We start from the raw sequence: 15,228 nt of genomic DNA, 5'->3' as shown, positions 1-15,228 counted from the left end.
TAAGACGGGGGCCTTCTGGCAGGGCTTGATGACGGGGCTTGATGACGGGGCTTGCTGACCGGGCTTAATGAGTCGGTCGTGCTCGGAGACGAGCCCTAGGATGGGAAAGTCCAATCTCCATCCACGAAACGGGTTCGACGACTCATGTCCGCCATAACCCGCGACGAGGTCGCTCACCTCGCCCGGCTGTCCCGGCTGGCGCTGGCCGACGAGGAGCTCGACCACTTCGCCGCCCAGCTCGACCAGATCGTCGGCGCGGTCGCCCGCGTCGCGGAGGTCGCGGCCGACGACATCCCGCCGTCCTCGCACGCGCTGCCGCTGACCAACGTGTTCCGTCCCGACGAGGTACGGCCCAGCCTGTCGCCGGAGGAGGCCCTCTCGGGCGCCCCCGCCGTCGAGGACGACCGTTTCCGCGTGCCGCGGATCCTCGGGGAGGAAGCATGAGCCACCGAGCCTTCACTCTGATGGGTGAGGAGTCCGCATGAGCCTGATCCACAAGACCGCCGCCGAGCTCGGGAAGCTCATCGCCTCCGGCGAGGCGTCCGCCGTCGAGGTCGCCCAGGCCCACCTGGACCGCATCGCCGAGGTGGACTCCAAGGTCAGCGCGTTCCTGCACGTGGACGCCGAGTCGGCGCTCGCGCAGGCCCGGTCGGTCGACGAGCGCATCGCCCGGGGCGAGAAGCTCGGCCCGCTGGCGGGCGTGCCGATCGCGCACAAGGATGTCTTCACGACCTCCGACATGCCGACCACCGCCGGATCGAAGATCCTCGAAGGCTGGCGCCCGCCGTACGACGCGACCGTGACCCGCCGCCTCCGCGAGGCCGGTCTGGTCATCCTCGGAAAGACCAACCTGGACGAGTTCGCGATGGGCTCCTCCACGGAGAACTCGGCCTATGGGCCCACCCACAACCCGTGGGACCTGTCCCGCATCCCCGGCGGCTCGTCGGGCGGCTCGTCGGCCGCCGTCGCCTCCTACGAGGCGCCGCTGTCCACGGGCACCGACACCGGCGGCTCGATCCGCCAGCCGGCCGCGGTCACGGGCATCGTGGGCATGAAGCCGACCTATGGCGGATCGTCCCGCTACGGGCTGATCGCCTTCGCGTCGTCGCTGGACACGCCGGGGCCGTTCGCGCGCAACGTGCTCGACGCGGCGCTCCTGCAGGAGGCGTTCTCCGGCCACGACGCCCTCGACTCGACCTCGATCGACGCGCCGGTGCCTCCGGTGGTCGAGGCCGCGCGGCAGGCCGACGTGGCCGGGCTGCGGGTCGGCGTCGTCAAGGAGTTCGGCGGGGACGGCTACCAGCCGGGCGTGCTCGCCCGGTTCCACGAGGCCGTCGACCTGCTTGAGTCGCTCGGCGCCAAGGTGGTCGAGGTCTCCTGCCCGGCGTTCGGCTACGCGCTCCCGGCGTACTACCTGATCGCGCCCTCGGAGTGCTCGTCCAACCTCGCCCGCTTCGACGCCATGCGGTACGGCCTGCGCGTCGGGGACGACGGCACCCGCAGCGCCGAGGAGGTCATGGCGCTCACCCGGGCAGCCGGTTTCGGTCCCGAGGTCAAGCGGCGCATCATGCTCGGCACCTACGCGCTGTCGTCGGGCTACTACGACGCCTACTACGGCCAGGCGCAGAAGGTCCGCACGCTGATCTCCCGGGACTTCGAGGCGGCGTTCCACCAGGTCGACGTGCTGATCTCGCCGACGACGCCCACGACGGCGTTCCCGATCGGCGAGCGCGCCGACGACCCGATGGCGATGTACCTCGCGGACCTGTGCACGATCCCGAGCAACCTCGCGGGCAACGCGGCGATCTCGGTGCCGTGCGGCCTGGCCGACGAGGACGGCCTGCCGGTCGGTCTGCAGATCATGGCGCCCGTGCTCGGCGACGACCGGTGCTACCGCGTGGGCGCGGCCGTGGAGCGGGCCTTCGAGGGCCGCTGGGGCGGCCCGCTGCTCGCCAAGGCCCCGGCCCTGTAGGCCCCGGCTCTGAGAGGGGAGGAACGGCGGCATGATCACCCGCATCGAAATCGACGGCTTCAAATCCTTCCTGGACTTCAAGCTCGACGTGCCGCCGTTCCTCGCCCTCGTCGGCCCCAACTCCAGCGGCAAGTCGAACCTCTTCGACGCCCTGTACTACCTGGCCCACTCAGGCTGGGACAGCGACGACCCCCTGTTGTCCTCCCGGCGCGGGCGGCCGCACGAGCTGTTCCACCAGGTGAGCAAGGGGCGGCCGGTGAGCCGTTTTGGGATCCGGGCCTACGCTCTCACCCAGTTCGGGCGTGGCCTCCTCGCCACCTCGTACCGGAACGGTGCCGAACTGGGGGACGACGGCGGTCCTGAGTCGCTCGGTCTCACTCACGGGCCATCCGTCAACGCCCTCACGGGACTGCCGGTATGGGTGGCCGACCAGCAGGAGGAGGCGCAGGCCGAGCTTCGCCGGATACTGTCCTCCGTCGAGGACGCCGATGCCCGGCGGTACATCCGGCTGCTGGAATCGGAGCTCGCCTCCTGGCGGCTGCACCAGCCCGACCCCGAGCGCCTGCGGGACTGGTCGTCCGCGGCGGACAACGGGCCTCTCCGGGCGGATGGGAGCAATCTCGGCGCGGTCCTCGGACGGTTGGCGGCGCGAGGGGCGATCGAGGAGCTCCTCGTGGACCTCGTGGCGCTGATCCCCGATGTCCTGAAGATCGAGCCCGTGCTCGACGAGCGGCGGCGGGAGTGGACCTTCGAGATCCATACGGACGGGCAGGGCCCCGTGCCGAGCACGCTGCTGTCCGACGGCACCCTCCGGGTGATCGCACTGCTGGCCGCTCTGCACGACCCGGACCACGCGGGAGTGCTGCTCATCGAGGAGATCGAGAACGGCCTCCACCCCAGCCGCCTGGCGGAGCTGCTCAGGAGGATCCAGCACAGGGTCACCGATCTCAACGATCCCGGCTGCGTCGACCAGCCCTTGCGGCAGGTGATTCTGACCACCCACTCTCCGGTGGTCGTCTCCGAGCTCTACCGGCTCCGGCCGGACGCGCTGGTCTTCCTCGACACCGCCGTACGCGTCGACCCCGACAATGACAGGATCTCGCGGGTGACCGTGGCCAAGCCGGTGCGAGCGGAGGGCGAGCCCGGCACCTTCGTGTCGCCGAGGCAGGTCCGCAAATACCTCAGCGCGGTGGGGCAGGCCTCATGAGCCGGCCACTGGTTCCCGGACTCGTCGCGGAGGGGGAGACGGATGAGATCTTCCTCGGCATCGTGATTTCCCGGCAGCTTCGCGACCTGACCACTGAGTCGTCCCGGTGCGCCGTGGACGTCGAGGGCACGGAAATCGCCGCGTGCCGGTCCATCCTCGATCACGAGCGGGTGGTCGACGCGCTGGCGGAGCTTGCGGCCGACTGCCACCTGCTCTTCGTGCACAATGACCATAGGGAACGCGACAAGGCGGACCGGATCGCCGGTGATTCGCGGCTGCCGATGCCGGTGATCCCCATGGTGCCGCTCCGGGAGACCGAGGCCTGGCTCCTGGCGGATCGAGCGGTGTGGGGCAGGTTGAGCGGAAGCGCTCTCGACCGGCTTCCGGATCGCCCCCGAGACGTGGAGAAGGTCTCCGACCCGAAGAGGGCCCTTGCCAACGTCGCTCCACGGCGTGGGAAGCCCGTCCGTGACTATTTCGATTTCATCGCTCGAAACATCGACCTCGCCGTTCTCGCCCAGGTGCCCGCGTACGCGGAGTGGGTCGCAGACGCGAGGAACGCTTTGAAGGGACTTGGTTACCTGTGAGCAGCACTGAGACGCTCATGCCGTACGACGAGGCGCTGGAGCGCTTCGAGCCGGTGCTGGGGCTGGAGACGCACGTCGAGCTCGGCACGGAGTCGAAGATGTTCTGCGGCTGCCCGACCACGTTCGGCGGACCGCCGAACACCCACGTGTGCCCCGTCTGCCTGGCGCTGCCCGGTTCGCTGCCGGTGGCCAACGCCCAGGCGATCGAGTCCACGATCAGGATCGGTCTCGCGCTGAACTGCTCGATCGCCGAGTGGTGCCGCTTCGCCCGGAAGAACTACTTCTATCCGGACATGCCGAAGAACTACCAGATCAGCCAGTACGACGAGCCGCTGTGCACCAACGGCTACCTGGACGTCGAGGTGGACGGCAAGACGGTCCGGGTGGAGATCGAGCGGGTCCACCTGGAGGAGGACACCGGCAAGTCCACCCATGTGGGCGGCGCGACCGGCCGCATCCACGGCGCCGACTACTCGATCGTGGACTACAACCGGGCCGGCATCCCGCTCGTCGAGATCGTCACCAAGCCCATCGAGGGCACCGACCGGCTCGCGCCCGAGGTCGCCCGCGCGTACGTCACGGAGCTGCGCGAGCTGATGCGCGCCCTCGGCGTCTCCGACGTCCGGATGGAGGAGGGCTCTCTGCGCTGCGACGTCAACGTCTCCCTGATGCCGCGCGGATCCTCGGAGTGGGGCACCCGCACCGAGACCAAGAACGTCAACTCTCTCCGCAGCGTCGAGCGGGCCGTCCGGGGCGAGATCGAGCGCCAGGCGGCCATCCTCGCCGACGGCGGCCGGATCATCCAGGAGACCCGCCACTTCCACGAGGACACCGGGACCACCACGTCCGGCCGGTCGAAGGAGGAGGCGCAGGACTATCGGTACTTCCCGGAGCCCGACCTGCTGCCGATCGCCCCTGACCGCGAGTGGGTGGCCTCGCTGAAGGCCGCGCTGCCGGAGCTGCCGTCCGTGCGGCGCAGGCGTCTGCAGGCGGAGTGGGGCGTGTCCGACCTCGACATGGCCGCGATGCACAACGCCGACGCGTTCTCGCTGGTGGAGGCCACCGTGGCCGCCGGCGCTCCGGCGGCCGACGCCCGGAAGTGGTGGATGGGCGAGCTGGCCCGCCGGGCCAACGAGTCCGGTACGGCTCTCGCGGACCTGCCCATCGCGCCCGCTGACGTCGCCCGGGTGACCGAGCTGGTGGCCTCGGGTGCGCTGAACGACAAGCTCGCCCGCCAGGTGCTGGAGGGCGTGCTCGCCGGGGAGGGCACGCCGGACGAGGTCGTGGAGAAGCGCGGCCTGCGGATCGTCAATGACGAGGGCGAGCTGTCGGCCATCATCGACCAGGTCCTGGCCGACAACGCCGACGCGGCGGACAAGGTGCGGTCCGGGAAGATCGCCGCCGCGGGCGCTCTCGTGGGCGGCGTGATGAAGGCCAGCCGCGGCAAGGCCGACGCCGGCCGCGCCCGCGCGCTCATCCTCGAGAAGCTCGGCGTGGCGGAGTAATTCCCGTAACCCCGCCGCGTATCTTCACCGGATCCGCCCGCGCGTCCGTCACGGTCCCGCGCATGCATGATCACGGCGTAAGTTTCCGCACGCCGTACGGCTTGCGTGGGAAAGCGTGCATGATCACGGCTCACGTTTTGCGCATGCCGTGCGGCACGCGCGGGAACCTGTGCATGATCACGCTCGGGATTTCGAGGGGTTCAGCCGGTTTGGATGCTTTTAAAGGTCGTTGTTTTGTGACATATCCAATGGGGGCTGCTTTAGGGTTAACTGAACGGAGTTGCCCTTGAGCCGGAGGAGACCGAGGCGTGCGGAACGCCGGAGCGTCCATCGACCCGCCGACGGATCCGTTCGCGGCGGTGCCTCCGCCCACTCCGCCCAAGAAGCATCCGGTGCGTTCGGGCTCGGCCTCGCTTCCTCGCGGGGTGTCGGCCGACATCTTCGGTGACCGCTCGCCCCAACCGGCGCCCGCCGCGGCGCACGTCCCGCGCCAGAGCAGCCTGCCGCCGCCCCCTCGGCCCGTGGAGCCATGGCCCATGGCGGAGACGACGGTCAAGGACGAGCCGGCCGTCGCCTTCGATCCAGAACCGGAACCCAAGAGCCGCACGGGCCGCTACGCGTTGATCATCCTCTCGGTGCTGCTTCTCGCCCTCTACCTCGTGCCTGCCGTCTCCATGGCCGGCCGGGTGGTGTCCGGCACCACGGTCCTCGGCGTCGACATCGGGGGGCGGACCACGGCGGACGCGATGCTGACCCTCCGCGAGAGGTTGTACGGCCAGATGAGGGCGCCCATCATCGTGCGGCAGGCGGCGCGCCGGCTGACGGTGAACCCGGAGGACGCCGGCCTGCAACTCGACGTGGAAGCCACCGTACGGCAGGCCTCCAGCGGCTTTCCGAGCCCCGGGGACGTGTGGGCCTCGCTCACCGGCGGCCGTGAGATCAAGCCCGTCATCTCGGTCGATCGGGAGAAGCTCGCGGCGGCCGTGTCCAAGGACGTCGCCGCCTACCTCGAGAACCCGGCGCAGGAGGGTGGCGTCGCGTTCAAGGGACTGACCCCTGTGCCGATCTACCCGAGGGCGGGACACAGGATCGACCGGACGGCCGTCGCCCTCGACATCCAGGAGGCGTACCTCAGCCCGGATGTCATGGTCGTGGCCGCGATGGTCAAGGAAGCCCCTCAGGTGACCAAGGGCGCGGTGCACCGCGCGCTGGCCTTGGCGAAGGACGCGGTCGCCGGGCCGATCACGCTGACCAACGGCGCCAGGTCGGTGCAGATCCCTCCCGCCGCCATCGCCGAGAACCTCACCTTCGCGCCGGACGGCCATGCCCTGCGGCCCCACTTCGACGCCGCCAAGGCGGTGGCCGGTCTGGAACGGCAACTCGTCGATCCAGGGCAGGCGGCACGCGACGCCGGTTTCGCCATCGTGCGCGGCCGGCCCAGCCTGGTCCACGGCCGGCCCGGCAAGCGAGTGGACACCGACCGGCTGGCCTCGGACGTCCTCGCGGCCCTCGAAGGCCCGAGCCGTAGGGTGCCGGTGACCCTGACCGACGGACAGCCGGCCGTGACCGACGAGGACGCGCTGAAGATGGGCATCACGGAGGAAGCCGGCCGGTTCACGACGTCCTATGACTGCTGTCTGCCGCGGGTGGCCAACATCCAGGCCGCCGCCCGGTCGCTGAACAACCACCTGGTCAGGCCGGGGGAGACGTTCTCGTTCAACGAGTTCGTGGGGAGGCGGGACGCCGCCGCGGGGTTCTCCGGCGGGGTCACCGCCACCATGATCCGGGGGAAGGCCGGGTCCGACGTGGCCGGGATGTCGCAGGTCGCCACGACGATGCTGAACGCCGTGATGCGCGCCGGGCTCGCGGACGTGGAGCACACGGCCCCAGAGGTGTACGCGCCGCAGTATCCGGCCGGCATGGACGCGGCGGTCTCCTATCCCGCACCGGACCTGCGGTGGAAGAACGACTCGCCGTATGGCGTGCTGATCCAGGCCTCCGCCACGGACACCTCGCTCACGGTCGTCCTGTGGAGCACCAAGCGGTACGACGTGGAGCTCCGCGAGCCGGTGAAAACCCGGCTAACGCATCTTCCGCCGGCGAACGGCGGGGGCAAGGGGTGTGTCCCGGTGCCGGAGCAGCCTGGATTCACCGCCGAGGTGACGCGGGTCCTCCAGGGTGACGGCAAGGTCGTGGACCGCCAGACGTTCACGACCGTGTATCAGCCTCAGGCAGCCGTCGTCTGCTCGGCTCAGTAACCTTCGGCTCAGTAACCCTCGTCGCCGACGAGCCGCGAAGCCCGAGGCTCCGAAGCCCGAGGCTCCGAAGTCCGAAGCCCGAAGCCCGAGGCCCGTGCGCTCACGCCGGTAGGTCTCCGAGCGGTCCCGTGGGCCGTACGGCAATGCGCGTCGGAGCGCGGGTGCTCATGCCGCCGGGCGGGGTGGGATGAGGAGGATGCGGTCGTCGCCCGGGCGGGGTGATCCGCGGCCGTCCCTGTTGCTGGTGCCGACCCACAGCGTCCCGCCGGGAGCCGTGGCGACCGCGCGCAGCCTGCCGTACTGACCGGTGAAGCGGGCGACAGGCCGGCCCACGGCGCCGTCCGCGCTCAGGGGGATCTGCCAGAGCCGCTCGCCCCGCAACGCCGCGGCCCAAAGGGAGCCGTCGGCGTACGCGAGCCCGGACGGCGAGGCCTCGCCAGTGGACCAGGTGAGCAGTGGGTCGGTGTACCTCCGGTCCCCGCCCATGCCCTCGACCTCCGGCCAGCCGTAGTTGTGGCCCTTCTCGATCAGGTTGATCTCGTCGTAGGTGTTCTGGCCGAACTCGGTGGCGTACATGTGGCCCCGGCCGTCCCAGGCGAGGCCCTGGACGTTGCGGTGGCCGTAGGTCCATACGAGGGTGCCGAAGGGGTTGCCCGGGGCGGGCCTGCCGTCCACGGTCATCCGCAGGATCTTGCCGCCGAGGGAGTCGCGGTCCTGGGCGAATTCCTCGTGGCCGGTCTCCCCGGTCGAGGCGTAAAGGAAGCCGTCCGGGCCGAACGCCAGGCGGCCGCCGTTGTGGATGCGTCCTTTGGGGATGTCCGTGACCAGCGGGACGGGGTCGGAGAGCCGGCCGTCGTAGCGGTACCGGACCACCCGGTTGTCGCCGTCCGCCGTGAAATACACGAAGACGTAGTGATCAGTCGTGAACTTCGGGGATACGGCCACGCCCAGGAGCCCGCCCTCGCCACCGGGGGCGACGCCCTGGATCACACCGGTCTCGGAGGCGCGTCCCTGGGGCGTGACGCGCAGCAGCCGCGCCGAGTCCCGCTCCGTCACGAGCGCGTCGCCGTCAGGCAGGAACGCGATGGCCCACGGCACCGCCAGCTCCGTCACCAGCGTCCGCGGTCGCCCAGGGGGCTCCGCGGTCGTGCTGGGCAGCGGAGCCGGGGTGTCCCCGCCGCCCCGCACGGTCGCCGGAGTGTTCCCGCCGCCCCGCACGGTCGCCGGAGTGTTCCCGCCGCCCCGCACGGTGGCGGAGGTGTTTCCGTCGTTCGCGACGGTCGCGGGGGTGTTCCCGCCGTTCGCGACGGTCGCCTGGGTGGCCGAGCACGCCGGCACCGCGACCAGGGCGAGCGTGACGGCCGTCACCAGAGCCTGCCTAGAGCGCCCTATTTGGCCTATTGCGACCATGTCCGTGACCTCCTCGTGCTTCTCATACTCGCCTTCGGCCAGGGAGGTTCCCTAGGTTGGTTCTCGTGAAGATCTGGGTCGCCTCGCAGGACATCGCGGACGCACTGTCCGATTTGCCCAAAGAGCTGCCGGACGATGCCCCGGCACTGGAGCTCGCGGTATACGACGGCAAGACGGCGCTGCCCGGCGCTCCCGAGGAGGTCGAGATCTGGGTTCCGCCTCTTCAGCCGGTGCCGGATCTCGCGGCCATCCTCGGTCGCATGACCGGCTTGCGCCTGCTCCAGACCGTGACCGCGGGGGTGGAGCCGTACCGCCCGCACGTGCCCGAGAACGCGGTGCTCTGCAACGCCCGGGGCGTCCACGACGCGGGCACCGCCGAGTGGGCGGTGGGCGCGATGATCGCTGTGCTGCGGGAGTTCCCCGGCTTCGCCGCCGCTCAGGCGCGAGGCGAGTGGACCTATCACCACACCGGCGTGCTCGCGGACTCCACCGTGCTTATCGTCGGGTACGGCTCGATCGGCGAGGCGGTGGAGCGGCGGCTGGCCGGTTTCGAGGTGGAGATCGTCCGGGTGGCGAGGACCGCCCGGGGGAACGTGCACGGCCAGGACGAGCTTCCCGGGCTGCTGCCATCGGCCGACGTGGTGGTCCTGCTCGTTCCGGCCACGGCGGACACGGCGGGCCTGGTGGACGCGAAGTTCCTCGCCGCCATGAAGGACGGCTCCGTGCTCGTGAACGCCGCCCGCGGCTCGATCGTCGACACCGGCGCGCTGGTGGCCGAGCTCCAGAGCGGGCGGCTGCGGGCCGCCCTCGACGTCACCGCGCCGGAGCCGCTGCCGCCGGGTCATCCCCTGTGGACCGCCCCGGGGGTTCTGATCACCCCCCATGTCGCCGGGAGCACTCCCGCGTCGTTGCGGCGCACCCGCGAGCTTGTCCGAGCGCAGATCTTCCGGTACCTGACCGGTCAGCGACTCGCTAACATGATCATCGGCCACTACTGACCGCTCCCGGCGACGGGCGGCGGCTTGACCGCGGGCCTGACTGCTCCATTAAGGATTCCGGAACGTGGCTGCCCCGTGACCTGGGGTGCGTACGGTGAACCTCATCCGTGCATGGCTGGTTATCAGATCGGTGACGACTCCGCGGTTGTCGCCCTCTCGATCACCGTCTGTGCGCAGACTTGCCATGTGACAGGGAGAGTAAAGCCGAGTCGGGGACGGGAGGGGCCGTGACATCACCCCCTACCGGGCGCGACGAAGCTGAGGCGACTCCATGTCCCGGCAGGGTTCCGGCAGGCTCCGCCGTACCAGACGGACCGGTGCCGGATATAGCGGCTCCCGCCATATCCGGAACGGACCCGAACATGAGCGGCACGCCGGCCACAGAGACACCGACCGGCATGACCACAACCGACACAGCGGCAACGAGCACGGCGGCAACCGGGACGGCGGCTCCGGACAGAGCCGCGACGGACGCCGCGGCTCCAGGTACAGAGGCGACACGCGTGAAAGGCAGGCGTGACCCGAGGGTCTCGCTCACCGCCACAGCCGGGCTCGGCGTGGCGGGGGTCCTCGCTGCCCTGATTACGGGAGGCTCGTCCTCCGCGCTCGCGGCCATCGCCGGAGTCGTCACGGGTCTTCTCGCGTCCGTCTCGCTGATCGCGGCGGCCTCTCGGGTCGCGCCGGGGCACCGGCGGCAGCCGGCCGCCTGGCGTTGGCTGGCCGGAGGCTCGCTGACCTGGCTTCTCGGCGTCGGCGTCCGTCCCGTGGCGGACGGCACCCCGTTCGTGCTGACCTTCGCCGACCTGCTGCTGCTCGTCGGCTCCATCCTGCTCGCGATCGGCTGCGGCCTGTCCGTGAAACCCCCGGCGTACAGCCGTGGCGTGTTCCGGCAGGCCACCGACGCCTATGTGGGCGCCGCGTCGATCTTCGTGGTGGCGTGGGTGGCCCTGCTGGGCCCGGCCTTCCGGAAGGCGGAGGAGCCCGCCGCCTTCTTCTCCACGCTGGCGCTGCCGGTCGTCTGCCTGCTCGCGGCCTGCGCCGTGGCGCCCGCCGTCGCCGCGTCCCGATCGGGCAGCCGCACGGTGGGCCTGGCCGGTGTGGGGGTGCTCAGCGCGATAACCGTGGCCGAGGTGGCCACGGCGCTCGCCCGGCTCAGCGGCGACACGCCGCCTCTGGCGGCCGTCCTCGTCGCCCCGGCAGCGTTCCTCGTGCTCGCCGTCACCCCATGGGTCGAGGAGCGCCGGGCCTGGAAACCACTGCCCGCGGCGCTCACGGCGGCCACGCCGCTCGTCCTGGCGGCCGTCGCCACGGTCGTCGTGACCCTCCACGCGATCGCCGGGAGCCACGACCCCGCCATGCCCGTCGTCGCCGCCTCCGTCGTCCTCGTGCTGCTCGGGCGGCTGTTCGTGCTGCTCGTGGAGACCGCGGGGATGCGCCGCCTCGTCGACGTCGGCGAGCAGCAGCTCCGCCAGCTCGCCGAGAACACGGGCGACGTCGTGCTGGTCTGCGACCTCGACGGCGTGATCCGCGAGATCGGCGCCGGGGTCGACGCGACGTACGGCTACCGCCCCGGCGATCTCGCCGGACACCCGATCTTCGACTACATCCACCCCGAAGACGTTCCGGGCATCCATGCGCTGCTGCGCAGGATCGCCGCCGCCGACGAGGACGTGTCGGAGATCCACGCGAGTTGCCGGATCGCCTGCCGCGTCCGCGCGGCCGACGGCACGTGGCGGCCCACCGAGTCGGTCGCCACCCGCCACGTCCGCGGCGAGGACCTCATCCTCGTCAGCGTCCGGGACATGACCGACCAGGTGGCCCTGCGGAACCAGGTCACCCACCTGACCTTCCACGACGGGGTGACCGGGCTGCCCAACCGGGCCTACTTCGAGGAGCGCGCCCGGGAGGTGCTCGCCCGGCGGAGCGCCGGCCGCACCGCGGTGATCTTCCTCGACCTCGACGGCTTCACCGGGGTCAACGACTCGGTCGGCCATGCCAGCGGCGACTACCTGCTCGGTCAGGCCGCCCGCAGGCTGCGCTCCGCCGTACGGGCCGACGACACGCTGGCCCGGTGGGGTGGGGACGAGTTCGCGGTGCTGCTGGAGGGCGGCGTGTCCAGCGGCGCCGACGCGCAGACCGCCATCGACCTGGCGGAACGGCTGGTCCGCGCGGTGTCGTCCGAGCCGTTCCGCGTCGCCGATCGGGACATGGCCCTCACGGCCAGCGTGGGCGTGGCCTTCGCGGAGGACGGCCTGCCCGCGGGAGACCTCCTGCGCAACGCCGATGTCGCGATGTCGCGCGCCAAGGAGCTGGGCGGACGCCGGGTCGAGGTCTTCGCCACCCACATGCACGCCGATGTCGTGCGCCGCCTGGAGATCGCCGCGGACCTGCAACGCGCGCTGCTGGAGAACCAGTTCACCGTCGAGTATCAGCCCGTGGTCGACCTGGCCACCTCCCGCGTCACGGCGGTCGAGGCGCTGGTCCGGTGGTGGCGGGGCAGCACGTTCGTGCCGCCGGAGCAGTTCCTCGGCCCGGCGGAGGACACGGGGCTGATCGTGCCGCTGAGCGAGTGGATCCTCCGGGAGGCGTGCCAGGAGGTGGCCGCCTGGCGGGCCTCGTCATGGGACATCGGCCTGTCGCTCAACCTGTCCGCCCGCCAGATCACCGCGCCCCGGTTCGTCGAGACCGTGTCCGAGGCGCTGGCCGAGAGCGGGCTGCCCGCGAGCGCGCTGACCCTCGAAGTGATCGAGGAGATGCTGGTCGAGGACGCCGACGACACGATCGCCAAGCTCTCGGAGCTGCGAGCCCTCGGCGTACGGCTGGCCATCGACGACTTCGGCACCGGCTACGCGTCGCTGGCCTTCCTCCGCCAGCTCCCGGTCGACATGATCAAGATCGACCCGTCGTTCGTCTCCGGACTCGGCCGTGACGAGACCCTCACCCTGCTGACCCGCACGATCGTACGGCTCGGCCACGACCTCGGCCTGATCGTCGTCGCCGAGGGCATCGAGCGTCCCGAGCAACTGGAGCTCCTGCGCGAGATGGGTTGCACGAGGGGCCAGGGCTACCTCGTCGCCCGCCCCATGGCCGCCCGAGGAGTCGACTCCCTCATGCGCACCACCCTCCAGAACACCGCCTAATTTGTGGTGATCATGCGCGGGTTCCCCGACAGCACGTCTGGGCTGAACCGACTCCCAGCGTGATCACGCACAGCTTCCCGGGAATTCCTCCGGACTGCACCGACGTCCATCGTGATCATGCACGAGCCCGCCGCGCCGCCGGCGCGGCAATCAAACACTGTCCGGATGGTGAGATGGCTATCCCAGATGATTTGACGCGGGGGCTGTCGATCGGACATGGTGTAGCAATGCATGGCGATGGGATCCTCGTAGTACTTCGCAGGCGCGCAGCCTGACGAAGCACTCGGTCCTGCGCGCGCCCCAGCTCCGCTCAGCGGACGGGGCATTTTTTATGCCAGCAGACACCCAGCAGACAGCTCAGCCACAAGGAACGAGCCGATGACCGAACAGATGACAGGTGCTCAGGCCCTCGTGAGGGCACTGGAGCACGTCGGGGTCGACACGGTGTTCGGGATCCCGGGCGGCGCGATTCTCCCCGCCTACGATCCCCTCTACGACTCGACCAAGGTCCGGCACGTGCTTGTACGGCACGAGCAGGGCGCAGGCCACGCCGCCGAGGGGTACGCGCAGGCCACGGGCAAGGTCGGGGTGTGCATGGCGACCAGCGGCCCGGGGGCGACGAACCTGGTCACGCCGATCGCCGACGCGTACATGGACTCGGTGCCGATCGTCGCGATCACCGGGCAGGTGTCGACTCCGCTGATCGGGACGGACGCCTTCCAGGAGGCGGACATCTCCGGCATCACGATGCCGATCACCAAGCACAACTTCCTGGTGACCCACGCCGACGACATTCCCCGGATCATCGCCGAGGCGTTTCACATCGCGTCCACGGGCCGCCCCGGCCCTGTGCTGGTGGACATCGCCAAGGACGCGCTCCAGACGATGACCACGTTCTCCTGGCCGCCGGTCATGCAGCTTCCCGGCTACCGGCCGGTGACCCGGCCGCATTCCAAGCAGATCCGCGAGGCCGCCAAGCTGATGATCGAGGCCCGGAGGCCGGTCCTCTACGTCGGCGGCGGCGTGCACAAGGCGCGCGCCTCGGCGGAGCTGCTCGAACTGGCCGAGCTGACGGGCATCCCGGTCGTGACCACGCTGATGGCGCGCGGCACGTTCCCCGACAGCCACCCGCAGCACATGGGCATGCCGGGCATGCACGGCAGCGTCTCGGCGGTCGGGACCCTGCAGCGCTCGGATCTGCTGATCGCGCTCGGCACTCGGTTCGACGACCGCGTGACCGGCCAGCTGTCCAGCTTCGCGCCGAACGCCAAGGTCATCCACGCCGACATCGACCCGGCGGAAATCTCCAAGAACCGCCACGCGGACGTGCCGATCGTGGGCGACTGCCGCGAGGTGCTCGGTGACCTGGTCAACGCGGTGCGCAACGAGCACAACGAGGGCCGCAAGGGCGACTACGCCGACTGGTGGCGGGTCCTCAACAGCTACAAGGAGACCTACCCGCTGGGCTACGACCAGTACGAGGACGGCTCCCTGGCCCCGCAGTACGTCATGGAGCGGCTGAGCGCGCTCGTCGGCCCGGACGCGATCTACACCGCGGGCGTCGGCCAGCACCAGATGTGGGCGGCGCAGTTCATCGGCTACGAGAAGCCGGGGACGTTCATCAACTCGGGCGGCGCGGGGACGATGGGCTTCGCCGTCCCGGCCGCGATGGGCGCCAAGATGGGCCGGCCGGACACCCCGGTGTGGTGCATCGACGGCGACGGCTGCTTCCAGATGACCAACCAGGAGCTGGCCACCTGCGCCATCGAGGGCGTGCCCATCAAGGTGGCGGTCATCAACAACGGTAACCTCGGCATGATCAGGCAGTGGCAGACGCTGTTCTACGACGAGCGGTACTCCAACAGCGACCTGAACAGGGTCAAGCGGATTCCGGACTTCGTGAAGCTGGCCGAGGCATATGGGTGCGTCGGCCTGCGGTGCGAGCGGCCGGAGGACGTCGACGCCACCATCCGCAAGGCCATGGAGATCAACGACGCCCCGGTGGTGATCGACTTCGTCGTTCACCAGGACGCGATGGTCTGGCCGATGGTCGCGGCCGGCACCAGCAACGACGACATCAAGTACGCCCGCGACATGGCGCCGAAGTGGGAGAGCGAAGAATGACCGAGCGGAGCAACTGCAGCTGCGCCA

General features: G+C 70.4%; 10 protein-coding genes. 9 read left to right on the top strand and 1 reads right to left on the bottom strand.

Annotated elements, in window-relative coordinates; translation table 11 throughout:
- The first annotated feature begins 144 nt into the window (after positions 1 to 144).
- The 6 genes from gatC to ABH927_RS18320 all read left to right on the top strand — a co-directional run bounded on the left by gatC (position 145) and on the right by ABH927_RS18320 (position 7,529).
- On the top strand, positions 145 to 444 hold the full coding sequence (gene gatC / locus ABH927_RS18345; protein ID WP_370023059.1) for an Asp-tRNA(Asn)/Glu-tRNA(Gln) amidotransferase subunit GatC: 300 nt from the start codon (positions 145 to 147) through the stop codon (positions 442 to 444).
- A 37-nt stretch (positions 445 to 481) separates the two neighbouring features.
- Entirely contained in the window at positions 482 to 1,972 is a 1,491-nt protein-coding gene (gatA, locus tag ABH927_RS18340) for an Asp-tRNA(Asn)/Glu-tRNA(Gln) amidotransferase subunit GatA (protein ID WP_370023057.1), read from the top strand.
- 31 nt (positions 1,973 to 2,003) lie between these two features.
- Positions 2,004 to 3,179 (top strand): AAA family ATPase, encoded by a 1,176-nt coding sequence (locus ABH927_RS18335; protein WP_370023055.1) that lies wholly within the window; start codon positions 2,004 to 2,006, stop codon positions 3,177 to 3,179.
- Positions 3,176 to 3,766 (top strand): hypothetical protein, encoded by a 591-nt coding sequence (locus tag ABH927_RS18330; protein ID WP_370023053.1) that lies wholly within the window; start codon positions 3,176 to 3,178, stop codon positions 3,764 to 3,766. Before ABH927_RS18335 ends, ABH927_RS18330 begins: the two co-directional genes overlap by 4 nt.
- A complete protein-coding gene (gene gatB, locus ABH927_RS18325; RefSeq protein WP_370023051.1) occupies positions 3,763 to 5,271 on the top strand; it encodes an Asp-tRNA(Asn)/Glu-tRNA(Gln) amidotransferase subunit GatB in 1,509 nt (502 codons plus the stop codon). Before ABH927_RS18330 ends, gatB begins: the two co-directional genes overlap by 4 nt.
- A 308-nt stretch (positions 5,272 to 5,579) precedes the next feature.
- Positions 5,580 to 7,529, top strand: coding sequence for a VanW family protein (locus ABH927_RS18320; protein WP_370023049.1), 1,950 nt, complete (start codon positions 5,580 to 5,582; stop codon positions 7,527 to 7,529).
- A 165-nt stretch (positions 7,530 to 7,694) separates the two neighbouring features.
- On the opposite strand, the gene ABH927_RS18315 is transcribed toward ABH927_RS18320, so the two are convergent.
- Complete coding sequence (locus tag ABH927_RS18315; RefSeq protein ID WP_370023047.1) at positions 7,695 to 8,897, bottom strand: sorbosone dehydrogenase family protein; 1,203 nt, start codon at positions 8,895 to 8,897, stop codon at positions 7,695 to 7,697.
- Positions 8,898 to 9,004: 107 nt separating this feature from the next.
- On the opposite strand from ABH927_RS18315, the gene ABH927_RS18310 reads away from it, so the two are divergent.
- From ABH927_RS18310 to ABH927_RS18300, 3 genes are all read left to right on the top strand, one after another.
- Positions 9,005 to 9,937, top strand: a complete 933-nt coding sequence (locus tag ABH927_RS18310) for a 2-hydroxyacid dehydrogenase (RefSeq protein WP_370023045.1) — start codon at positions 9,005 to 9,007, stop codon at positions 9,935 to 9,937.
- A gap of 503 nt (positions 9,938 to 10,440) precedes the next feature.
- Positions 10,441 to 13,077, top strand: a complete 2,637-nt coding sequence (locus ABH927_RS18305; protein ID WP_407072833.1) for a putative bifunctional diguanylate cyclase/phosphodiesterase — start codon at positions 10,441 to 10,443, stop codon at positions 13,075 to 13,077.
- Positions 13,078 to 13,401: 324 nt separating this feature from the next.
- Positions 13,402 to 15,201: an acetolactate synthase large subunit gene (locus ABH927_RS18300; RefSeq protein WP_370023340.1), complete on the top strand. Its 1,800-nt coding sequence runs from the start codon at positions 13,402 to 13,404 to the stop codon at positions 15,199 to 15,201.
- Positions 15,202 to 15,228 lie beyond the last annotated feature (27 nt).

It is taken from the genome of Planotetraspora sp. GP83, assembly GCF_041262585.1.
Lineage (GTDB): Bacteria > Actinomycetota > Actinomycetes > Streptosporangiales > Streptosporangiaceae > JAOEGB01.
The sequence above is the reverse complement of the archived record's forward strand: the minus strand, read 5'-3'. Positions and strand labels throughout refer to the sequence as shown.